This is a genomic window from Cryobacterium sp. Hh11, assembly GCF_004404045.1.
Lineage (GTDB): Bacteria > Actinomycetota > Actinomycetes > Actinomycetales > Microbacteriaceae > Cryobacterium > Cryobacterium levicorallinum.
Map to the genome: position 1 here is coordinate 55,306 of NZ_SOHF01000019.1, position 20,978 is coordinate 76,283.

Sequence of the window (20,978 nt, forward strand, 5' to 3'; positions counted from 1 at the left end):
TTCAAACCAGGGCGAACTTCTCAAACACGTGCCGCGAGCCTTGATGGTGCGCGTCCAAAGCTCGCCAAACGGATGCCTAGGCTAGACCCATGGCCACAGTCATTCTCGTGCGGCACGGCCGCACCACCGCAAACACCGCCGGAATACTCGCCGGGCGGGCCGCCGGCGTGCGACTCGACCAGATCGGGCAGGACCAGGCGGCGCTGACCGGAAAACGCCTCGCGGTGGTGCCCCTGGTCGCCGTGGTCTCCAGCCCCCTGGAACGCTGCCAGCAGACCGCGCAGCTCATTCTCGACCACCAGAGTGGTTCCCCGGTCATGCCGATTGACGACGATCTCACGGAGTGTGATTACGGCCAGTGGCAGGGCCGGACCATCAGCGACCTGGCCACAGAAGACCTCTGGTCGGTGGTGCAGATGCAACCCTCAGCCGTGGTCTTTCCCGGCGGCGAGTCGATGGCGGCGATGCAGGCGCGATCGGTGGCCGCGATTCGACGCCACGACGCCGCCTTCGAGGCGCAGCACGGGCCCGGTGCGGTGTGGGTCGCGGTCAGCCACGGCGACGTTATCAAGTCCATTTTGGCTGACGCGCTCGGCATGCACCTGGACCTGTTCCAACGTATCAACGTCGGGCCCGCGTCGGTATCGATCGTGCAATACGGCCCCAAAAGGCCGAGCGTGCACGCGACCAACACCGACGGCGGCGATCTGTCCTGGCTGGCTGGCAGCATCCACTCAGCGGATGCGCCGGTCGGCGGTGGGGCCGGTCATCAGCCAGCGCGCACCTCGAACGCGTAAAATATTCACATGCCCACAATCGTCCATGAGTTCGACTGGCCCGACCGGGTAGTCGTCGGCACCGTCGGCCTGCCCGGGTCGCGCACATTTTACTTGCAGGTGCGCAGCGGCACCCGCATCGTGAGCATCGCGCTGGAGAAACAGCAGTCGTCGCTTCTCGGCGAAAAGATCGACGAGATTCTCGACCAGTTGATCACCTTCGAGGGCAATCCCTTCAGCATTCCGACCACGACCCCCATCGAGCTCGTCGACAACGACCCGCTCGAACAGCCCGTCGCCGAGGAATTTCGCACCGGCGCGATGAGCCTGGGCTGGGACCCGTCGACGGTGCAGGTCGTGATCGAGGCCTACCCGATCACCGACGATGACGAGGAATTGCTCGATCCGGCAGAAGTGGCTGAAATGCTGCTGGTGCGCATGCCCGTCGGCACGGCGCGAGCCTTCGCCAAACGCACGCGCGAGGTCGTCGGCGCCGGCAGGCCCATGTGTCCCCTCTGCGGTTACCCTGTCGACGCCGATGGGCACACCTGCACCCTGCCCGAAGCCTGATGCCGATTCCCGACCTGATCAACGGTGAGCTGAAGCTCACCGGCCGCATCACGACGGCCTCGAATGCAACGTTCCTGGGGAGTATCGACGGCGCGGTGGTCGTCTACAAACCGGTGGCGGGGGAGCATCCGCTGTGGGATTTTCCGGGCGGCCACCTGGCTAATCGCGAGGTGGCGGCCTACTTGGTGTCGCAGGTCTTCGGCTGGAACGTCGTGCCGCACACCTGGTTGCGCGAGGGTCCGATGGGCGAAGGCATGGTGCAGCTGTGGCAGGAGTCTGACCCCGCGCAGGCCGCCGTCGACCTTGTCGCGGCCGATGCCGTGCCGGATACCGGGTGGCGACACGTTCTCGATGGGCGAGACGAACACGAACGGATGGTCACCCTCATCCACGAAGACAGCGCGGCGCTTCGCCGCATGGCCGTGTTCGACATCGTCGTGAACAATGCCGATCGCAAAGGCGACCACATTCTCGCCATGCCCGACGGTCACCGGCACGGCGTCGACCATGGGCTCACCTTTCATATCGAGCACAAGCTGCGCACCGTGCTGTGGGGCTGGCTCGGCGATGCGCTCACCGACGAGGAACTCGAGGGCATCGACCGGGTGCAGGCCGACCTGAATGGTGCGCTGGGCGCGACCCTTGCTGGCCTTCTGAGCGCCGAAGAAGTTGCTGCGCTCGCGGAACGCTGCGGCCGGTTGCGGTCAGAGGGGGAGTTCCCCGCCCCGAGCGGCGACATGCCCGCGGTGCCCTGGCCCCTGTTCTGATTGTCGTTCGCGCTCAACGTCAATGTCAGGGGTGCGCGGCAGTATTGGACTCACTGAAGGGGGGCCGATCGGGCGGCCGCGCGGTCAGTGTGAATTGGCTCGAAAATCACGTGGATGCTTGTCACAGCGGACAGGATGTGTTAAGTTATGACTGAACATAAACCCGTGCAACTGCTCGACGGTAGCTCTGTCGTGCTTGCTATTGTGCGGCCGAGCGGGGCGTGCGACACACAGGAGTTTCTTCGAAGTTTGAATTTTCGCTTCTTAGCGCGGTATCAGCGTTATCTGGAATATCTTCGCGATGGAGTCCTTATAAAATCGCCCGAGAACTTTCGGCGGTTGAGTTTACCGGGTTCCGCTGCGGTGGTATTTGAGATCAAGGTTGACAAGTATCGCCTCTATATCGTGCGGTTCAGATCAGCTTGGTACGCCACGCATGGCCGCGTGAAACCCAAAGACAATCAGGTTAACCAGGAAATCAAGAAAGCCCTGGAGATTTTCTGGGAAGGAATTGGAGACGTCTCGTGAGCGATGAATCGGTGTTTCCTACAGGCGACCCCACCTATGCCTCAACGTATGCGGAGGAATCCGCAATGGTTGAGGCCAGCGAGATTATTGCCTCCGCTCTCGAGCGGAGCGGCATGTCGCGGGCCGAACTTGCCCGGGCCTTGGGAGTGAGCAGGAGTGAAATTACGGCTCGTCTTGCCGGCGAACGGAATATAACTGTGCGAAAGCTCGCCGCGACGCTGCATGCGCTCGGGCAAAAGCTTGAGCTGTCCGTCGTCGTTACCCATGATGAAAGGTTGCAGAACACCTGAATCGATCCGCCGCGGCACGAGTCTGTGCCACGCTTGATGCATGGATCTTGAGGTATCGCCGGCGCTAACCATTCCCGAGCGCGAACTCGGCTGGCGGTTTTCGCGTTCGTCCGGGCCCGGCGGCCAGCACGTCAACACCTCAGACAGCCGGGTAGAGCTGTCCTGGAACGTCGCCGACTCGACGGTGCTTTCCGATGATGAGCGGATGCTGCTGCTCACCCGCCTCGGGCACCGTCTCGTTTCCGGAGTGGTCACCATCGCCGCGAGCGAGCAGCGCTCCCAGCTGCGCAACCGCGAGATCGCGCTGCGCAAGCTCGCCGATCTGGTGATCGCCGGGCTGGCGGCTGAGCCGCCCGCCCGCCGCGCGACCAAACCCACGAAGGGCTCGGGGCGGCGGCACCTCGCCGCCAAACAGCAGCGCTCAGCCACGAAGCAGAACCGCCAGCGTCCCGCGGCCGATTAGGGGCGGCCCACCGGTATCCGTTCGCCGAGAAAGCAATGGCCTCCCGGGACGGTGCCACTTGACCGATCGGCATCCGCTTGAAGCGGCTACCGCACGAGCAGCATCTGCCGAAAATACGCCGCGAGCTCGTCGGTCGCCGTCAGCGGCAGCACGTTCGCGACGTACTGGTCGGGTCGCACGACCACGATGGCACCGTCGCGGCTGATTCCGCGCAGGGAGAAAATATCGCGTTCCGGGTCGGTGGCATAGAGCTTTTCGTAGTCGATCAACCCGAACGGACCAGTTTTGGGCAGAAACACGTCGTCGACCCGGCTGATATCGACCTCGGCGTGGGCCTGCTGGTAGACCACCTTGACGTCGAAGATGCTGTCGATGTCGCTCCCGTCCGGGGTGTGGGCGAGCAGCGGCGAGTCGCCAGCTGCGCGCATCCACTCTGCCCAGGTGGCCAGTTCAACGGATGCGGCGTCGGCAAACGCGTAGACGCGCCAGCGGCCGTCGGCGCGGTGGTGGTGGCCGAGTTCGACCGGGTTGGCGTCACCGACCCGCACCACCGGGGCCGACTTGAAGCGCTTACCGATCGGGAACCCGGTCGCGAGCGACTGGTGGGTCGCCTCGCCGATTAGCATCGACGGCGGATACTGGGTCATGAAGCCGGCCGGAAACTCCGCCGTCTGCGTGTAGAACTCCTCCAGCGGAACCTTGAGGTCCTCCGGCTTGGCGGCCATCAGTGACGACCACTCCTTGTCGAAGTCGATCAGGTTCTTGGCGATGACCTGGCGTTCGGCCGAATAGGTGCCGAGCAAGCTGTCGGGGCTGCGCCCGTCAAGCACGTAACCGAGCTTCCAGCCCAGGTTGAAGCCGTCCTGCATCGAGACGTTCATGCCCTGGCCGGCCTTGGCGCTGTGCGTATGGCAGGCGTCACCGAGAATGAAAACCCGCGGCGAGCGGATGCCGATCTCCGCCGGCAGCACATCGTCGAAGCGGTCGGTGAGGCGGTGGGCAACCTCGTACACGCTGTGCCAGGCGACGTTTTTCACGTCGAGGGTGTACGGGTGCAGAATGGCGTTCGCCTTCGCGATGATCTGCTCCATCGAGGTCTGGCGCACCGCGCCATTGTCGTCGGGAGCGACTTCGCCGAGGTCAACGTACATGCGAAACAGGTAGCCGCCCTCGCGCGGAATGTGCAGGATGCTTCCGCCGGTACCGGACTGGATGGCGCACTTGGTGCGAATGTCGGGAAAATCGGTGACGGCGAGAACGTCCATGACGCCCCAGGCGTGGAAGGCCGCGTCACCGGCGAGGGTGCAGCCGATCGAGTCACGCACAGCGCTGCGGGCACCGTCGGCGCCGACGACGTATTTGGCGTGCACGATGCGTTCCTGGCCCTTGTGGGCGCCGGTGGTGTGCACGAGCGTCACCGTGACGGGGTACGCGCCCTCATTCGTGTTCACGAGGCTGTGAAATTCGAAACCGAAATCCGGGGTCATGCGGGTGGGCGCATTGGCCATCACCTCGGCGAAATAATCCAGGACGCGGGCCTGATTGACGATGAGGTGCGGAAACTCGCTGATGCCGGTCGGGTCGTCGATGGCGCGGGCGGTGCGGACGATGTTGGCCGGGTTGGTGGGGTCGGGCTTCCAGAACGCCATCTCGGTGATGCGGTAGGCCTCGGCGATGATGCGCTCGGCGAAACCGAAGGCCTGAAAGGTTTCGACGCTGCGAGCCTGGATGCCGTCGGCCTGCCCGATCGCCAGGCGGTCGCCGCGGCGTTCGACGATGCGGGTCGTGATGTTCGGAAACTGGGAGAGCTGGGCGGCCGTGATCATGCCGGCCGGGCCCGTGCCGACGATGAGAACGTCGACGGTGGCGGGAAGTTCGTCGGGGCGATCGATGCCGACCCCGGCGGCGTCCTGAACGCGGGGATCGGTGGACACATATCCGTGGTGGTGAAACTGCACGGCTTCCTCACTTCTCTGTGTGGTTCCTCGGTGTGGTCTCGCACGGCGATCAGTCACCGTTCGATAATAGAACACCGTGTTCTATTATCGTTTTTTGAATCATATACGACATTGGGTGATCTACAGGGGCCGGCGGCGTATCCGGCCGAGCATCCCACGAGCGCCTGAGTCTGCTGGAACGCCCGCCACCACGGTCAACCGACCGTGAGCCAGGCGCGAGTGGTGGGCGCTGCTCATTATTCGCGACTCGGTGCCGCGGCGCTAAACCGACGTCAAACTCGAGCTTCCGGGCGTCCGTCAAATAATTGGTTGCGGCAGATGGGAAGTACTGGTGCTGGCTCGCCGTTGAAAAGGACACACGGGCTAGTGCACGCCTGCCAGGGTAGACGCGTCCAAGCCAGCTCGCGCGCCCGATATTGTGACCGGGGGCCTGGCACGAATAGCTGGCTAGCCATCCGCTCTTCGTGGGTTGATGATTAGTCTGTGATGGAAGATGCGGAGTCAGCGGGGTTCGGGTTGTGAACCCGGCGGCCCGGCGGGTGCAGCGCGTCTACCTGACCCTGATGCTTGGGAACACGCTCGCGGCGTCGTTCATCTGGGGCATCAACACCCTGTTTCTGCTCGACGCTGGACTGTCGAACTTCGAGGCCTTCGCCGCCAACGCGTTCTTCACCGTGGGCATGGTGATCTTCGAGATTCCGACCGGGGTAGTCGCCGACACCGTCGGGCGTAAGGCGTCGTATCTGCTCGGCACCATCACGCTGGTGGTCACGACCGGGCTGTACTGGATGCTCTGGCTCTGGCACGCGCCATTCGTCTGGTGGGCGATCGTGTCGGTGCTGCTCGGACTCGGCTTCACCTTCTTCTCCGGCGCCGTCGAAGCCTGGCTGGTCGATGCGCTCGCCGCGACCGGCTACACCGGCAGCCTCGAGGCCGTGTTCGGCCGCGGCCTCGTGGTGACTGGAATCGCCATGTTCTCCGGCTCCGTGCTCGGCGGGGTGATCGCCCAGGTCACCGACCTCGGGGTGCCGTTCCTGGTGCGTGCCGGGGTGCTCGTGCTGATGTTCGTCTTCGCGTACATCGTTATGAAAGACCTCGGTTTCACCCCGGATCGCTCCGCCGGCCCGCTGAAAGCGACCCGCAACGTGCTGACCCAGTCGATCGAGCACGGCCTGAAAAAGCGCTCGGTGCGCTACGTGATCTTTTCGGCGCCCTTCGCCGGCGGCGTCGGAATCTATGCGTTCTACGCGCTGCAGCCCTATCTGCTCGAGCTGTACGGCGACCCGACCGCGTACTCCATTGCCGGGCTGGCCGCGGCCGTGCTGTCCCTGGCGCAGGTGGCCGGCGGACTGCTCGCGCCGCGCATCCGCTCACTGTTTAGAAAACGCACCAGCATGGTGTTGGCAGCGTCGCTCGTCAGCGTCGGTATCTTGGTCGCGCTCGGCCTGAACAGCCTGTTCTGGCTGGCCGTCTTGCTATTGGTCGTCTGGGGCTTCGTGTTCGCCGTCGCCGGGCCGGTACGGCAGGCGTATCTCAACGACATGATCCCGTCGAAGCAGCGTGCGACCGTGCTGTCGTTCGACTCGCTGTTCGGCAGCCTCGGTGGAGTGTTCATCCAGCCGGCCCTCGGCCGCGCGGCCGACCTGCAGGGCTACGGCACCTCGCTCGTGATCGGCGCCGTGGTCGAGCTCATCGGTCTGCCGTTCCTTCTGGCCAGCCGCCGCCAGCAGGATCCAGCCGACGCCCGCACCATCCAAGCGGATGCGGCGCCGCCCGCCGGCGATTAGCTCCCGTCGCGCACGTCCCGCAGAAAGCTGCGCACGTGCTCGCCCAGGATCACCTCGCCTATTTGCCGGTTGGTCGGTCCTCGCTCACCCTGGTCGCAGGGGCCGATCCCTTGCGCCTGCTGCTCGTCGGTGGTGAACCACTCGGTGAACAAAATCTGATGTGGTGGAACTTCGTCGGCGGCAGCCACGAAGAAATCGTCAGCTACCGAACCCAGTGGCAGACCGAGATCGGTGCAGCCGACGATGACGCCTGCTTCGACAGGGACGGGCTGCGCTGTGGCGCTTTTCCTGACGGCGAGCCCGCCCTGATCCCCGGGCCGCCACTGCCCACGGTGCGCCTCCGTTCCCGCAGTTAGCGGCATGGTCCCTAGTCAAGACCGCCATCTCGTGGTTGTCGACAGTGCTGGCTTCGGGAGTGCCGAGTAGGGGAACGCCTAGTTTTGGTAATCGTCGTGCGGGTGACCCGGTGTCGGGTCGTCCCCTCTGCGCTGGTCGAGCTGGTCGAGCTGGTCGAGCTGGTCGAGACCGCCATCCCGCGACTCGCCGCCGTCTACGGGACCAGCCACGGGCGGGCACAGCGTCGGCGGGTCGAGTTCGGGCGGTTCCTGCATGAGTGGGTTCTTGCTGGGGAGGGGGATGAGTGTCTGTTCAGGGTCGATCTGGATCGGGGGTTGCAGCCAGTACTCGCCGTCGCGGAGCCAGATCTTCCAGTGTCGGTTATGGAGCAGCATGTGATGCAGACGACAGAGCAGAATGGCATGATCAATGTTGGAAAGTCCCTGATCAGACCAGTTTGCGATGTGGTGGGCTTCTGCCCAAGAAGGGGGTTTTTCGCAGCCGGGCCAGCGGCATCCGCCGTCGCGCGCCGCGAGAGCACGGCGTTGCTCACGGTTGAAGAGGCGTTGGTCTCGTCCAACGTTGAGGGGTTGCCTGGTTTCGCTGAAGAGGATGCCGAGGTAGCCGGTGTCGCACAGGTGCCGGTCGATCGTCTCGGCGGATACCGGTGCGGGGTTGCCCTCGAGGTATCCGAAAGCGGGGTGGGTGCTGGCAGGTTCGGTACCGAGTAGGGTCTCAGTGCCCCTACGAGCTTCCGTCATCCGGCCCGTTCCGTTGCCCGCTAGCGTGTCGTTGGGCGCCTCGTCGGTGCGCTCGGTGCGCTCGGTGCTCGGGGCACCTGTCGCGCCCGTGTTGGCGGGTGCGACCGGAGCGGGCGCCATGGTAGTTGGCGCACCCGAGCGCGCGGCAGGGGCAGCGGTCGGAGCTAGGCCAGCGGCAGGGGCGGCATGTTCGGAGATAGTGGTGGGGCGGTCGTGTTCGGTGACGATGATCTGCACCACCGGTCGGCGACCGCCGAACAGGGTGTTGGGGTCGGCGTCGGCGCCGAGCTTGAGCAGCTGAGTGAAGGAATCGGCGGCGATCTGGTCGAGGGTGCGCGGGTCGTCCTTCACGCTCTGCGCCCAGGCGGCTCGTTCTGGGTCGACGAACCGCACCCCGCCGCGACGCGGGCTGGTCAGCGCGTCGTAGGTTGCCATCCACATTTCCCCCTGCTCCGGCGGAAACAGCGCATGCAGGGTCACCATGCCGTCGGCACGCCGCCACAGCGACCAGGTGGTGTCGTCGCGAGCCTGCTTCTCCCGCGCCAGAATGCCCGCCGCGTCGAGGTCGTCCCGCATGCGCCTGGCCCATTTGTAGGCCTGCTCGGTGTTCATTCCCGGCGCCGCAACGAGCAACACGCGAAGCGCTGCGGCAAGTTTCTCGGGGGTGATCGCCTGATCCAACGTGCCCAGACCCCGCAGTAAGGCGTCGCCGACGCCGGGGGAGAATGTGCCGTCGGCGACGGCGTGCATGATCGGCGCCTGCCACGGCACCACCACCGGAACCAGTGGCGCTGCCGGTGCGAGCGGCGGAACCGGGCGCGGCACAGTCACGGGCAGCGGCGGCAGATCCGGGTGCAGCGCCGCCCAGGCCGCCGCCCGCTCCGCCTCGCGAGCGGCCTCCCGCTCAGCCTTCGCTGCGGCCTCTTCAGCGGCTTGGGCAGTCCGCTCCGCCGCCCGGGCGGCGTCGGCCGCGCGGCGTTCAGCGGTTTCGGTCTCGCCCATGAGCACGCCGACGGCGACCAGTCGGCCGGCCTCGATGCGGCTGAGGCCGGTGGCGTCCTGCACCATCATGGTTGGGTTGCCAAACCCGTGCCGCGTCGACAAGCCCGACTGGCCCACCTCGGGTCGGGACCGGTGCGCGATCGTGCCCGCCAGCAGGGCTGCGACCGTGTTGCTCAGTCGCAGCAGCTGCGCAATCGGGCCACGCGCCGCGAGCACCTCGGCATCCGACAAGCCCGCGAATTCAGCGCTGGAGCCACCGAGCGCGGCGACAGCGGCCGCCGCCCGGGTGAGTTCCACAGCTACGTTGCTCATGATTCAACCCAACACCCGACCACCGACATTCCCGAGGAAGATTCATGCTTATAAGCACGAAACCGACGAAATTCGCCAAAGAATACCCAAAGAAATGTTTTGCGGGCCGTTAGATAGCGGAACATGGCCGCGCTGGGCACCCCGAACCGGTGTTCAGCACCAAAATCGCTCCCGGCGTTGGCCCACCCGAGGACGCTGGCCCGAACGACCTCGCCGGCAATTCACCTGCCCGGAGCCGCACGCGGACGGACAGACGTGATCGCGACTATCCACTAGCGGCAACTAAAAGGGTGCATCGCTCGATTTTGCGATGGCGCGGTCACCGGGTTGAACCGGACTGGACGTTGAGATGGCGCGCTGCTGGTGGGTGGCCACCGACATCCACTCGCGGAATTTGCTACCGAGTGATCTCGGGAGCACATGGCTGCGCGCGGGTACGCTGTGCTGCATGAGAGCTGCCGTCTACCGCCGTTACGGACCACCGAGCGTCGTGCATGTGGAGTCGGTTCCGATGCCGGTGCCGCAGGCGGACGAACTTCTGGTTCGCGTGATCGCGAGCACAGTGAACCGCACGTACTGCGGCTTTCTGAGTGGGATACCGTATTTCGTTCGGCTGTTGATTGGGCTGCGGGCGCCGCGGGCGACGATTCTCGGCTGCGAATTCGCGGGGCTGGTCGAGCAAGTCGGGGCTGGCGTCACATCATTCACGGTCGGCCAAAGGGTTTTCGGCTACAACGGCGTGAAATTCGGCGGCCACGCTGAGTACCTGACCATCGCCGAAGGCGGTCTCGTGGCCGAGATTCCGGCCTCAACGTCGTATACGAGACGTGCTGTTCCTGAAGGGGCTCGTCGGGACCGGCGAACTTCACCCTCTGTTCGACCGCAGTTACTCACTCGCCCAGATTCGAGAGGCGTACCTCTACGTAACGGCCGGTCAAAAGATCGGCAACGTCGTCATTCACGTGCAGGACGAGATTTAATTACGGGCGTCCCAGAAACCAGCGTGCACTTCGGCAGCCTCGGCGAGAAGGGCCGGACCGGCCACGGTCACGCTGTTGCCGCCACGGGCGAACACCTCGCGGCAGGGCAGATCCATGGTGGCCTCGCCGTCTTGCAGCGGAACCATCGCCGCGAGCTGTTCTTCGGGCAGCCCATAGACAACGCGGCCGATGCCAGCCCAATAGATCGCTCCCGAACACATGGCGCACGGTTCGGTGCTCGTATACAGGGTGCTCGAGCGCAGGGCGTCCCGGGCGAGCAGCGTCGCCGCGATGCGTACCAGGTTCATCTCGGCGTGCCCGGTCGGATCGCCAAGCGTCACGACGGTGTTCTGACCCTCGATGATGATGTCTTCGCTCGTGACGAGGATCGCTCCGAAGGGGTGGTTGCCCACTTCACGGGAGGCGCGGGCGACTTCGATCGCGTGGTGCAGATGCGCTTCGTCGGAACTGGATACCGTGCTGAGGTCAGTCATGAGAGTCACTTTCTCAATGGGGGAAAGATTCAAGCCTAATCATCCTCGCAGCTACTTTTCGGCGGACTGACGCTCGCGGAAGGCGATCATGTTCATGCGGTTGCCGCAGCGCACACTGCAGAAACGCTTGGACCCGTTGCGGGACAGGTCGAGAACCAGGCCGGTGCAGGCATCCGCGTCGCAGATGCGCAAGCGACCCATTTCGTCGCTGCGGATCACATCGATCAACGCCAGGGCCGCCTCGACGCGCATGCGCTCGCCGAGCGGGGCTTCGGGCACGGTCGCGTGCAGATGCCAGTCCGACACATCGTGACGCGCGAGCTGGGGGAGCGCGCGAGCCTCGCGCAACATGCGATTGACCTCGATCACCGCGTCGTCGCGGCCCAGGGTCCACACCCGACGGAGTAGGGCTCGAGTCTGCCGTACATCGCGCAGTTCGGCGCCATCCCCGTCGATGCGCCCGGTGAACGGAATCGGGGCGAGCAGCGCGGCGAGATCGGCGAGCGTTTCGAGCTCGTCTCGACCGCTGCGGGAGGCCCCTGCGTCGGTATCGCAGAGCATGACCACGAACTCGAGAGCCTCCTCGGTGTCAGGGGCAAAATGCAAGTTGACTCCTAATGCACTCGGTCGTACTGTCAGTGGTGTAAAGCAGTTTAGACCATGACAGAAGGGCGCCTCCGTGAAGCTGACGTCGATCCCCGGCGGCCTCGCCGTCGCGGTGCTCTCGGCCGTCTCGTTCGGCACCTCCGGCGCGCTCGTCAAGCCCCTGCTCGAGGCCGGATGGTCGCCGGCCGCCGCCGTCACGGTTCGCGCCTTCACCGCCGGACTCGTGCTGCTGCCCCTGGCCGTCATGGCTTTGCGGGGGCGCTGGGCCGCCCTATGGCTCGGGCGTTGGAGGGTACTCGGCATGGGCGTCGTCGGCGTGGCGTGCACTCAACTCGCCTACTTCGCCGCCATCTCGACCATCCCGGTCTCGACCGCGCTGCTCATCGAATTTCTAGCCCCGCTCATTCTGGTCGGCGTCGCCTGGGCCGTTTCCAAGCGGATGCCCCGTCCGGCCGTGTTTCTCGGCTCGGCCCTCGCAGTCGGCGGCCTTGTGCTGGTGATCGGCCCCGGAGCGATCCAGGCGGTCGATCCGATCGGCCTGACCTTCGCGTTTCTCGCCGCGATTGGCTGCGCCGCCTACTTCTTCATTGCCGCGCGCCCGGACCGCGACCTGCCGGCCGTCGCGCTCGCGGCCTTCGGCTTGATCGTTGGCGGCTTCATTCTCGGTCTGCTCGGGGTTGCCGGCCTGCTGCCGATCACGGCAACCTTTGGCGACCTGCCGCTGTTCGGCGCGCTGGCGCCGTGGTGGGTGCCGCTGGTGCTGCTCGTGCTCGTCAGCACCGCGGTCGCATATAGCACCGGAATCACCGCGGCCGGCGTGCTCGGCTCCCGGCTCGCGTCCTTCGTCGGACTGCTCGAGGTCGTCTTCGCCTCGCTGTTCGCGTGGCTGCTGCTCGGCGAGCAGCTCAGCCCGCTGCAGTTACTCGGCGGGCTGCTGATCCTCGGTGGAATCGCTGCGGTGCGGTCCGAGCGGGCCGAGGCCCTGCCATCAATAGCGCCGCTCCATCACGACACCGCGGCCGCCACCACCGGGGAGGCGACGGCCGCGGCATCCACTCACTGAGTCGTTAGCCGTCGAGCGCGACGAGGTGACGCTCGGAACACTACCGGTCATGAGGGAGACTGGGCTCATGTCCGATCTCACCCTGCGCGGCGGCGTCGGCAGCCGCATTGACAGCGAGATCGAGGTCAAACGGTCCCGGTTCCTTTGCCGCATAGTGCGCACCGAAACCGAGGACGGCGCGCACGCCGCCGTCGAAGAAGCCCGCTCGGAGCACTGGAAGGCTCGCCACCACTGCTCGGCGTTCGTCCTCGGGCCGGGCGGTGCTCCCGACCAGGTGCGACGCTCGAATGATGACGGTGAGCCGTCGGGAACGGCGGGCCGGCCCATGCTCGAGGCACTGGCCGGGCGTGGCTTCGTCGACTGTGTGGCCGTTGTCACGCGCTATTTCGGGGGCACCCTGCTCGGTGCCGGCGGACTCGTGCGCGCCTACTCCGAGGCCGTGCTGACCACGATCGACTCGGCGCACTCCCGGGGGCTCGTCGTCGGGCGTGATCGCCGTGAACTGTTCACGCTCGCGCTGTCCCACACGGATGCCGGTCGTATCGAGGCCGAACTGCGCCAGCGGGGCGTGCTCGTGCTCGGCACAGACTACGGTCGCGAAGCGGTGCTCCGGCTGGCCGATGATGACCCCGAACGGCTCGCCGCGGTCGTGGCGGGGGTGACGGCCGGAAGCGCCGAACTCGAGTCGGTCGGCCACGAATGGGTCGACGTCCCGGCATGACCATGCCATTCGATCCGACTTGCGGCCGGGACGGCTGGCGTCAGGCGAGGCCGGCGTCGTGGATGCACCGGGCGATGTGCACCCGGTTGGCCGCGTCCAATTTCGTGAACAGATGACCGACGTGGGTCTTAACCGTCGCGACGCCCATGAACAGCTCGGCGGCGATCTCGGCATTGGACAGCCCACGCCCGATCGCGATCGCCACCTCGGTTTCGCGTTCGGTGAGTCGGCCGAGCAAGGCTTGGGCGCGCTGCTGCCGGTCGTCCGGCGCACGAATCACCCTCGCGATGAGCTGTGCAGTGACGCTCGGGGACAGCATCGGGTCCCCGTTGGCTACCCGGAGTATGGCGGCGACGAGCTCGGCCGGTGGCGTGTCCTTCAGAAGAAAACCCGCTGCACCGTGCCGCAGCGCGGTGAGCACCATATCGTCCGTGTCGAAGGTCGTCAGCACGATCACCCTGGCCGGATCGCCGCGCTCCTGCAGGGCGCGGGTGGCCGCAAGACCATCCATTCGCGGCATACGGATATCCATGAGCACCACGTCGGGCGCCTCGCGGCCGATGAGTTCCAGCGCTGCGAGCCCGTCGCCGGCCTCCCCGACGATCTCGATCGCCGGGTCTCCGCCGAGGATCAGGCGCAGGCCGGTTCGCACCAAGGCGTCGTCGTCGGCGAGCACAACACGCACGGTCAGGTCCATGGCAACCATGCTTGCAGAAGAAACGAGCCATCCGGTTCGATGCCGTGCCTTATCCGGCCGCCAGCGAGTTCGGCGCGTTCCTGCAAACCGATCAGGCCGACGCCGCTCCCGGTTGCGTCGGTCCCGCGTGACCGAATGCTGGGGGTGGCGACCTCATTGCGCACTTCGAGGTGCAGCTGGTCTTCGATGCGCTCGAGCCGGAGGGTGACCGGCTGACCCGGCGCGTGTTTGCGCGAGTTGGTGAGTGCCTCCTGCACGAAGCGATAGGCGGTGCGGGACACGGTTTGAGACGGCCCCGGCGTTACCTGGTCTGACCCGGCCGAACCGGGGGCATCCGTTTCATCTAGTGTCACCCTTGTGCCAGCCTCGCGCGCCTCGGCCAGCAGTGCAGGAAGGTCAGCCAGCGTCGGCTGGGCCGGTTCGGGTTGCCCCGCCCCAGTAGTGGCCTGCCCGCCGCGCAACACGCCGAGCACCTGCCGCAGCTCGGTCAGGGCGAGGTGGGCGTTGTCCTGGATGATGCCGGCTGCCTGCGCCGTCTCCTCCCTCGTGAGGTCCGTTCGATACGTCAATGCGCCAGCGTGCAGGGCGACGAGGGAAATGCGGTGGGCGAGTACGTCGTGCATTTCGCGGGCGATGCGAGTGCGCTCAGCGCCGCGGGCTGACGCGGCGCGAAGTGTCTGCTCTCGTTCGGCGTTTAGGGCACGCTCGCGGAGGGTGGCCAGCAGGTCGCGGCGCGCTCCGATGTAGAACCCGGTGGCCACGCAAATGGCGTAGATGGCGATCGCCAGACCACCGGATGCCCACGGTGTCGGATAGAGAATGAGATCGGCCAGGCTGGCCCGCACGATCATCTCGTAGAAGACGGTGGCCAGGCCCCAGATTACGCCGACGACAATGACGCCTTTCCAGCGGCGCCGGGTGCTCATCGAAATGGCAGCCCAGATGGCTGCCGCGAACGAGGACGCCGACACGGCCGACAGTGCAGCGGTCACGGCGGCGATCAATACCGGGTGCCGGTGACGCAGCGGGAGCAGGCACAGCGCGACCGCGCCGAGGACGAAGTCCAGAAGGATCAGACCGCCGAGCAGATCTTCCGACACCTGGGCGTCGGAGAATGCCCCCGAATAGTCGGCGAACACCAGAACCAGGATGACAAAGGAAGCCAGGGCGGTCGCGAGGTACCGCCAGATGCGCGACCAGGGCCGCAGTCGCGGAGCCTGTGCGGAGTCGATTGCGTTGGTTTCGGTGGGAGGGGGCCGGGGGATCATTCTCCCCAGCGTACGGTCGTGCTTCCAGCCCGGCCTCCACCCGTGGTCTGCTTCGCCTGCAACTAAAAGTGGAGACGACGAAGACCCCGGGGCCGCCGCAACCATGGAGGAAGGATCAACGCAGAACAAACTAGCGAAGTCCTGGAACGGAGTAGGTCGTGATCCTGGGAATTATCGTCGTCTGTGAAATTGGGTTCTGGGCTGTCATCGTGCTCGGATTGTTCGCCCACTACATTCTCAAATCACCCCGCTTCGGTCTCGCCCTGCCCTCGATGGCTCCCGTCATCGACCTCGTGCTCCTGATCACGACCGCCGTGCATCTTCGGTCGGGGGCCGAGGCGGAGTGGGCTCATGGACTGGCCGCAGTCTATGTCGGCTTCTCGGTCGCGTACGGCCATCAGATGATCCGCTGGGCTGACATCCACTTTGCCCATCGGTTTGCCGATGGTCCGGCGCCTATTCGGCTTTCAGGGGCGGATTACACCCTGGCGTGTTGGAAGGACATGGCACGCACCCTTCTCGCTGCGGCGATTTCTGCCCTCGTACTGGTGGGCTTGGTTTGGTTGGTCGGCAACGCCACGCAGACATCAGAGTTGCAAGGCCGGTATCGAATCCTGCTGCTGATCTGCGGCGTTGAGTTGTTCTGGGCTGTGTCCTATACGATCTGGCCCCGCCCTATCACTCAGCGTTCCGCAACCGCCTGCACACCAGTGCGATAGCGCAGTCACATGAGTTGCACCGGCGCCGGATCGTCCATTGTTGGCGGGTTCAGCACGACCTCGAGGGCGTCCTCCCGGTTGAGCGACCCGGGAAAGTTGTAGCGGGCGAAGCGCCCGGTGGGGTCATTGGGCGACTGCGGCACGACTATCGACGATCGCCGCACAATATCGGCGACGACCGCGGTGACCGCGGCGGAGGGGGGCTGCCCCTTGCGACCGCGCAGACGAACGGATGCCCGCGGGCCGCCGGCGGCGCCGAACCGGAGTGTGAGCATGCGGGTGTGCGAGCGCTTGAGGTCGAACAGATCGAGGCGGGCCCAAGTGATGTCGGCCAGCGGCACGACGCGGCGACCCGAACGCAGCTCGTCGGTGTCGAAGTTCACCCAGGGCTGCGGGTAGCGCAGTCGCTGCACGAGATACAGCACGAAGAACACGGGCAGGAACGCCCCGACGGCAATCAGAAATCCCCACCAGGGCGAAATGTCGAGGATTTGAGCGATCGCGTTCCCGAGCTGAAGCGGCGCGATGACCGCGAGAACGCCGGTCCATGGGGTGGTAGCGAAGGTGCCCCACCAGCCTGCCCGGTCGAGTCGCAGCCAACCGTGGGGGAGCGTCGCAGAGTTCGGCGCGGTCGTTTGACTCATGCCTGCAACGTATCAGTCGGCTCGCTTTGCGGCTCCGCCAGGTCAGGGCCGCGTTGGTGCGCTTGATTCCTCGGCAGGATTTGTCAGGTCGGCAATGCCATGGAGCGTTTGTTGGCACCTCGCCCGAGAGGTGCCAACAATGGCCCCATGGCAGCCGCGCTGCACATGTGAGGGGCCAAGAAAAGCCCCTTGGCGAGCTCTGAAGGGGCGTTTGTTGGCACCTCACGTGGAACGGGAATGGGCCAAGGGGCGTTTGTTGGCACCTCGGCGCGACGCACCACAAATCCTCCACGATCGGGGTTAAAGAGGACAAGTTCCGCTGAGAGAAAGGACGGATGCCGTTGCCCGATGATGCCGTACCCCACGCAGCGGATGTCGCATGAATCTGACCACTGCGCGGGAGACCGCACTCGCCCTGATGGCGACCCACGGCCTTCGGGACACGGGCTGGACGTTCACGTTCGACCGGGCCACCCGGCGCCTCGCGCTCTGTAACCACCTCACTCGCACAATCCGGCTGGGCGAAACCTTCGCTCGCTCTGCCGAGAAAGATGAGGTCACCCAGGCCCTGCTGCACGAGATCGCCCACGCGCTGGTCGGGCCGATTCAGGGACACAACGCCGTTTGGAAACGCATGGCTCTTTCACTCGGGCACTCGGGGGAGCGCACGGCGCGCAATCCCGCGCACGACGCGAAGGAGGCCGCCCAGCTGGCCGTCGCACGAGCCCTGGCGCCGATCCGGGCGGACGTGACCAGCGGGCCGCTCGCGGTGGGGGACCTCGTTATTTCCTAGGATGAGCGCACCAGCGGTCTGATCATTTCGGTGGCTCGAACTCGTTGAACCGTTTTCAACACGAGCGATAGCCTCTTCTGGACTATCCCGATGGCCTCAGTGCGTCGGGTCAGTGCCCCACCGATCGCCAGGGTGGAACCACCACCCGTGGACCCGACCATCGTGGTGGGGGACCGAATTGCTACCGCGACGGAGTGCATATCGGAACGGTCATGAAAGTCGCCCGTACTCGATACCATTTCAGAGCGGATGCCGATGGGAACCTGTATTCCGTGCGGTTTCCCGGTGCGAAACGACTGCTGGAACCGGAGTCGGGCGGGCCGAAGAACTATCGGGTGCTGCTCGATTCGGGCGTCGTTCTCGTTGCGTCCCCGTGGCTGTTGAGCCCGGAGTAGGCGGCAGACACGGCCAGCGCGGGACGCGGCATCCGCTACAGCGCCGTTGCATGCTCGGCGCTGCGGTTTGCGGCTCGCGCGGCTGGCAGGCCGCCGTCGTGTGCAGCAAACGGCAGCGCCACGCGTTCCCGGCCGCGAGCGCTGGCAGACCCAAGGTTCGCCCCGCCCCGCGCTGGCTCTGAGCCGCCCGTCTCGATTCGCCCGCCGCAACTGCGGAGACTGCGAGCGAATGGGGCGGAATCTGCCTGGGGGCACCAAGCGAAAACCTCCGCGGGGACCGAGCGCCAGCTCGCGCAGGGCTACCTCAGGATGGTCTGAGCAGCAGGCTGCACCCTTTTGGTAGTCTCGGTGCCATGTTCATTCGCCCGTTCACGGTGCTCGACGGAGAGGCGACCCGCGACGTGTTCCTGCGTGCCATTCGAGTCACCGCCAGCAGCGAATACACGCCCGAACAAATCGCCGCGTGGGCTTCGCACGACATGGATATCTTCGCCTGGACCGCCAAACGAGCACGGACCTCGACGGTGGTTGCGACCAGCGACGACCACGTCATTGGATTCACTGATCTCGACGACCAGGGTTACATTGACATGCTCTTCGTTCATCCCGATTTCGGTCGGCGTGGCGTCGCTTCGGCGCTGCTGGCCAGCGCACTCGAACGGGCCGGTGAGCTGGGTCTCGCCGAGCTGTCGACCAACGCCAGTCTCATCGCGAGGCCCATCTTCGAACGGTTTGGCTTTGTCGTTCTGGAGCAGCGATACCCCGTGCTCGCCGGCGTGCGCCTGACCAACTTCAGCATGCGCCGTTCGCTGGCCGCCCCGGCGACCTCATGACGGGGAAGAAAGACCGCAGCGACGCACGGTTGAATGTGGCCAGATACCAAATTGAGCGGATGCTGCCGCCCGAGCCGGCAGACAGGCCTGCGTCGTCGGAGAACCAGCCCGAGCAGAACACGACAGGGCAATCCATGATGGAAGCCCGCGCCCAGTACGTTGAAATGGCCATTCAACAGGCCATTCGCCGCGGAGAGTTCGACAACCTGCCCGGGGCCGGCAAGCCGCTCACCAACCTCGACCGCGGCTACGACCCGGACTGGTGGATCCGCCAGAAGATCGAGAGCGAGAAGATCACCGGGCTCGGGCCGCCCGCCCTCACCCTGCGCGCCGAGAACACCGAGCTCGACGCCCGGCTGGATGGCGCACAGTCCGAGGCCGCGGTGACCGAGATTCTCAACGATTTCAACAGTCGCGTCGTGGCCGCACGGCGGCAGTTGCAGGGCGGGCCGCCGGTGGTCACGCCCACCCGCGATGTGGCCGAACAGCTGTCGCTCTGGCGGGAGCGCCGCGCCGTCCGCAGCGAGGCAGCCCGGCAGCAGCGCGAGCATGAGGCAGCGGCGCTCGCCGCCATGACCTGGCGCGAGCGCCGCCGCGCCCGTTCGCGCTGACTTGCAGCACGTCGGTCGTTGGCAGCTAGAGGGCGCATCCTGGTTGGCCGATGCTGACGGATGTCGGTACTCGCGCAGCAGCGTCGCGTAACGTTGGACAGCCCACCAGAAAGCCGCACGATGACGAACAGCCCGACGCACAGCCCGACGAACACCCCCGACACCGGCCTGAGCGCCGCGAGCACCGAGGCCCTGAGCGTGCGCGCCCTGTACGAAATTCTCGAACAGCGATTCAACGGCAAGACTTGGTCGCTGAACGAAATGGCGATCGGATACACCAACGATGTCGGCTACATCGGCCGCCTGCTGCTCGCCCACGACGGAACCTGGCCGATCGACGGCGACGCGACCGCCGAACTGAAGCACAAGCTGGCGGAATCGCTCTGGTGGACCTTCGTGCTGGCCGGCAAGCTCGACATTGATATCGACCAGGCATTCAGTGAGACCATGAGCACTATTCGCACCAACCTGGAAGCCACGATCGAACGAACCGCGCTTTAGGGAAACATTCCTGCGCCTCAAGCGTTGGGTTTCACATGAAGACGATTGTGTATAGCGAAACCGGTGACCCGTCCGTGCTCCACTTGGTTGATCGGCCGGTGAGTGAGCCCGGAGCCGGTGAAGTGCGCGTGCGAATCGCGGTGGGCGGGGTGAATCCGACCGACTGGAAGTCGCGCCGTGGCGCGCGCCCGGGGGAATCCCTCGCGTTCCCTGACGTGGTCCCGAACCAGGACGGTTCCGGGCTCGTCGACGCGGTCGGCTCCGGTGTCTCGAATGTGGCCGTCGGCGATCGCGTCTGGCTCGCCCTCGCCGCCTACCAGCGGGGCGCCGGCGGAACCGCCCAGGAATACGCCGTGCTCCCGGCCGAACGCGTCTTTCTGCTGCCCTCCTCGGCGAGTTTTGACCAGGGCGCGTGCCTTGGTGTGCCAGCGATCACCGCTTACCGGGCGCTCACTGTCGCCGAGGATGGACCGCGGCGGCTGCATCCCGGCGCGCTCGACGGCAGGATCGTGCTCGTCGCGGGTGGTGCAGGCGCCGTCGGCCATGCCGCCATCCAGCTCGCTCGCTGGGCAGGAGCGACCGTGATCACGACGGTGAGCGGGCCGCCCAAGGCAGCGCTCGCGGCGGCAGCCGGCGCACACCATGTGCTTACCTACACCGCCCCCGATGTCGCCGCTGAAATCCGAGCCATCGCACCCGACGGCGTCGACCTCATCGTCGAGGTAGCCCCGGCCCAGAACTCCGAACTCGACCTGGCGGTCATCCGTAACCGCGGATCGATCGCCGTCTACGCCAACAACGGCGGCGACCAGATGACCCTCGACGTGCGTAAACACTTCAGTCTCAACGTGCGCTACCAGTTCGTACTGCTCTACACCGTGGGCATCGAGGTCGTGCAGCAGGCCGCTGCCGCCATCAACGAAGCCCTCGTTGACGGCGCTTTGCCCGTCGGATCGGATGCGGGACTGCCGCTGCACCGCTTCGAACTGGCCCACACCGCTGATGCCCACGCCCTCGTCGAAAGCGGGGTCACCGGAAAGGTGCTCATCGACGTATCGCGGGCCTGAAAGCGCGAAAGCCCCCTCGCCGCGAACGGTGAGGGG

25 protein-coding genes are annotated in these 20,978 nt (G+C 65.7%); 18 read left to right on the forward strand and 7 right to left on the reverse strand.

The features are described 5' to 3' along the window. The first annotated feature begins 89 nt into the window (after positions 1–89). The 6 genes from E3T46_RS08545 to arfB all read left to right on the forward strand — a co-directional run bounded on the left by E3T46_RS08545 (position 90) and on the right by arfB (position 3,394). The gene (locus E3T46_RS08545; protein ID WP_134578225.1) at positions 90–797 is read left to right on the forward strand and encodes a histidine phosphatase family protein; all 708 of its coding nucleotides are present in this window, start codon (positions 90–92) and stop codon (positions 795–797) included. A 9-nt stretch (positions 798–806) separates the two neighbouring features. Continuing rightward, positions 807–1,346: a DUF3090 domain-containing protein gene (locus tag E3T46_RS08550; RefSeq protein ID WP_134578226.1), complete on the forward strand. Its 540-nt coding sequence runs from the start codon at positions 807–809 to the stop codon at positions 1,344–1,346. After that, a complete protein-coding gene (locus E3T46_RS08555; RefSeq protein WP_134441290.1) occupies positions 1,346–2,113 on the forward strand; it encodes an SCO1664 family protein in 768 nt (255 codons plus the stop codon). The genes E3T46_RS08550 and E3T46_RS08555 overlap by 1 nt, the downstream gene beginning before the upstream one ends. A 147-nt stretch (positions 2,114–2,260) precedes the next feature. After that, positions 2,261–2,641 carry a hypothetical protein gene (locus E3T46_RS08560; protein ID WP_134441291.1) on the forward strand — a complete coding sequence of 127 codons (381 nt, stop codon included), beginning with the start codon at positions 2,261–2,263 and terminating at the stop codon, positions 2,639–2,641. Next, a complete protein-coding gene (locus E3T46_RS08565) occupies positions 2,638–2,931 on the forward strand; it encodes a helix-turn-helix transcriptional regulator (RefSeq protein WP_134578227.1) in 294 nt (97 codons plus the stop codon). Before E3T46_RS08560 ends, E3T46_RS08565 begins: the two co-directional genes overlap by 4 nt. Positions 2,932–2,971: 40 nt before the next feature. After that, entirely contained in the window at positions 2,972–3,394 is a 423-nt protein-coding gene (arfB, locus tag E3T46_RS08570) for an alternative ribosome rescue aminoacyl-tRNA hydrolase ArfB (protein ID WP_134578228.1), read from the forward strand. A gap of 86 nt (positions 3,395–3,480) precedes the next feature. Here the strand turns inward: arfB and E3T46_RS08575 are convergent, their stop codons facing one another. Next, a complete protein-coding gene (locus tag E3T46_RS08575) occupies positions 3,481–5,352 on the reverse strand; it encodes an FAD-binding monooxygenase (RefSeq protein ID WP_134578229.1) in 1,872 nt (623 codons plus the stop codon). A gap of 518 nt (positions 5,353–5,870) precedes the next feature. On the opposite strand from E3T46_RS08575, the gene E3T46_RS08580 reads away from it, so the two are divergent. After that, entirely contained in the window at positions 5,871–7,139 is a 1,269-nt protein-coding gene (locus E3T46_RS08580) for an MFS transporter (protein WP_134578230.1), read from the forward strand. Positions 7,140–7,174: 35 nt separating this feature from the next. After that, positions 7,175–7,495, forward strand: coding sequence for a pirin-like C-terminal cupin domain-containing protein (locus tag E3T46_RS08585; protein WP_134578231.1), 321 nt, complete (start codon positions 7,175–7,177; stop codon positions 7,493–7,495). Positions 7,496–7,573: 78 nt separating this feature from the next. Here the strand turns inward: E3T46_RS08585 and E3T46_RS08590 are convergent, their stop codons facing one another. After that, positions 7,574–9,550: an HNH endonuclease signature motif containing protein gene (locus E3T46_RS08590; RefSeq protein ID WP_134578232.1), complete on the reverse strand. Its 1,977-nt coding sequence runs from the start codon at positions 9,548–9,550 to the stop codon at positions 7,574–7,576. An 827-nt stretch (positions 9,551–10,377) separates the two neighbouring features. Here E3T46_RS08590 and E3T46_RS08600 point away from each other — a divergent pair. After that, entirely contained in the window at positions 10,378–10,530 is a 153-nt protein-coding gene (locus E3T46_RS08600; RefSeq protein WP_166790222.1) for a zinc-binding dehydrogenase, read from the forward strand. On the opposite strand, the gene E3T46_RS08605 is transcribed toward E3T46_RS08600, so the two are convergent. Next, complete coding sequence (locus E3T46_RS08605) at positions 10,527–11,024, reverse strand: nucleoside deaminase (protein WP_134578234.1); 498 nt, start codon at positions 11,022–11,024, stop codon at positions 10,527–10,529. The two genes, E3T46_RS08600 and E3T46_RS08605, sit on opposite strands and share 4 nt — an antisense overlap. A 51-nt stretch (positions 11,025–11,075) precedes the next feature. After that, positions 11,076–11,630, reverse strand: a complete 555-nt coding sequence (locus E3T46_RS08610) for a CGNR zinc finger domain-containing protein (RefSeq protein ID WP_174845388.1) — start codon at positions 11,628–11,630, stop codon at positions 11,076–11,078. 73 nt (positions 11,631–11,703) lie between these two features. On the opposite strand from E3T46_RS08610, the gene E3T46_RS08615 reads away from it, so the two are divergent. Then, complete coding sequence (locus tag E3T46_RS08615) at positions 11,704–12,693, forward strand: DMT family transporter (protein ID WP_134578235.1); 990 nt, start codon at positions 11,704–11,706, stop codon at positions 12,691–12,693. Positions 12,694–12,760: 67 nt separating this feature from the next. Beyond that, entirely contained in the window at positions 12,761–13,414 is a 654-nt protein-coding gene (locus tag E3T46_RS08620) for a YigZ family protein (protein ID WP_134578236.1), read from the forward strand. A gap of 40 nt (positions 13,415–13,454) precedes the next feature. Here the strand turns inward: E3T46_RS08620 and E3T46_RS08625 are convergent, their stop codons facing one another. Together E3T46_RS08625 and E3T46_RS08630 are read right to left on the reverse strand one after the other, a co-directional pair. Next, positions 13,455–14,111: a response regulator transcription factor gene (locus E3T46_RS08625; protein WP_134578237.1), complete on the reverse strand. Its 657-nt coding sequence runs from the start codon at positions 14,109–14,111 to the stop codon at positions 13,455–13,457. Then, positions 14,102–15,379 carry a histidine kinase gene (locus tag E3T46_RS08630; protein WP_134578238.1) on the reverse strand — a complete coding sequence of 426 codons (1,278 nt, stop codon included), beginning with the start codon at positions 15,377–15,379 and terminating at the stop codon, positions 14,102–14,104. Before E3T46_RS08630 ends, E3T46_RS08625 begins: the two co-directional genes overlap by 10 nt. 158 nt (positions 15,380–15,537) lie before the next feature. Between E3T46_RS08630 and E3T46_RS08635 the strand changes: the two genes are divergently transcribed. Next, positions 15,538–16,098: a hypothetical protein gene (locus E3T46_RS08635; RefSeq protein ID WP_134578239.1), complete on the forward strand. Its 561-nt coding sequence runs from the start codon at positions 15,538–15,540 to the stop codon at positions 16,096–16,098. 5 nt (positions 16,099–16,103) lie between these two features. On the opposite strand, the gene E3T46_RS08640 is transcribed toward E3T46_RS08635, so the two are convergent. Continuing rightward, the gene (locus E3T46_RS08640) at positions 16,104–16,742 is read right to left on the reverse strand and encodes a hypothetical protein (RefSeq protein WP_134578240.1); all 639 of its coding nucleotides are present in this window, start codon (positions 16,740–16,742) and stop codon (positions 16,104–16,106) included. A 379-nt stretch (positions 16,743–17,121) separates the two neighbouring features. Here E3T46_RS08640 and E3T46_RS08645 point away from each other — a divergent pair, with 379 nt between their 5' ends. The 6 genes from E3T46_RS08645 to E3T46_RS08670 all read left to right on the forward strand — a co-directional run bounded on the left by E3T46_RS08645 (position 17,122) and on the right by E3T46_RS08670 (position 20,942). Continuing rightward, positions 17,122–17,535, forward strand: a complete 414-nt coding sequence (locus E3T46_RS08645) for a SprT-like domain-containing protein (protein ID WP_134578241.1) — start codon at positions 17,122–17,124, stop codon at positions 17,533–17,535. 212 nt (positions 17,536–17,747) lie between these two features. Continuing rightward, entirely contained in the window at positions 17,748–17,930 is a 183-nt protein-coding gene (locus tag E3T46_RS08650; RefSeq protein WP_134578242.1) for a hypothetical protein, read from the forward strand. 353 nt (positions 17,931–18,283) lie between these two features. Then, entirely contained in the window at positions 18,284–18,763 is a 480-nt protein-coding gene (locus E3T46_RS08655) for a GNAT family N-acetyltransferase (RefSeq protein ID WP_134578243.1), read from the forward strand. After that, the gene (locus E3T46_RS08660) at positions 18,760–19,374 is read left to right on the forward strand and encodes a DUF1992 domain-containing protein (protein ID WP_134578244.1); all 615 of its coding nucleotides are present in this window, start codon (positions 18,760–18,762) and stop codon (positions 19,372–19,374) included. Before E3T46_RS08655 ends, E3T46_RS08660 begins: the two co-directional genes overlap by 4 nt. A gap of 120 nt (positions 19,375–19,494) precedes the next feature. Beyond that, the gene (locus tag E3T46_RS08665; protein ID WP_241980548.1) at positions 19,495–19,875 is read left to right on the forward strand and encodes a hypothetical protein; all 381 of its coding nucleotides are present in this window, start codon (positions 19,495–19,497) and stop codon (positions 19,873–19,875) included. 35 nt (positions 19,876–19,910) lie between these two features. Further along, positions 19,911–20,942: an NADPH:quinone reductase gene (locus E3T46_RS08670; protein WP_134578245.1), complete on the forward strand. Its 1,032-nt coding sequence runs from the start codon at positions 19,911–19,913 to the stop codon at positions 20,940–20,942. Positions 20,943–20,978: the final 36 nt, after the last annotated feature.